1 pseudogene is annotated in these 538 nt (G+C 70.8%); it reads right to left on the reverse strand.

Annotated features, from left to right (window positions below):
• Nucleotides 1-538: pseudogene (locus OTB19_RS43345) on the reverse strand (2-oxoglutarate ferredoxin oxidoreductase subunit alpha); the annotation flags it as partial.

The following is a 538-nucleotide window of genomic DNA, read 5'->3' on the forward strand; positions in this document are numbered from 1 at the left end:
CCGTCCTGCTTCTCGATGCCGCCGATGCGGTGTTCGAGGCCGGGCGTGCCGGGGACCGCCCACGGGCGCGCCAGGGTCTGGGGATCGCGTTTGTACGGCCAGAACACCTCGGTGCCGTCCGCCAGCTTGTGGTTCGGACCGGTGGCGAAGCGGGTGCGCAGATCCGGAAGTTCGTCCACGTCCGGGATCTTCCAGGGCTCGGAGCCGTTGGCGAGGTAGCCGTCGGACAGCAGGAACACCGGAGTGCGGTAGGTCAGCGCGATCCGGGCCGCGTCGATCGCGGCGTCGAAGCAGTCCGCGGGGGTGCGCGGGGCCACGATCGGGACCGGTGCCTCGCCGTTGCGCCCGTACATGGCCTGGAGCAGGTCGGCCTGCTCGGTCTTGGTCGGCAACCCCGTCGAAGGACCACCGCGCTGGATGTCCACGATCAGCAGCGGCAGCTCCAGCGACACCGCCAGACCGATCGTCTCCGACTTCAGCGCCACACCGGGACCCGAGGTGGTCGTGACCCCGAGGGCGCCACCGAACGCCGCACCCA

The sequence above is a fragment of the Streptomyces sp. H27-H5 genome, from assembly GCF_026627505.1.
Taxonomy (GTDB): Bacteria; Actinomycetota; Actinomycetes; order Streptomycetales; family Streptomycetaceae; genus Streptomyces.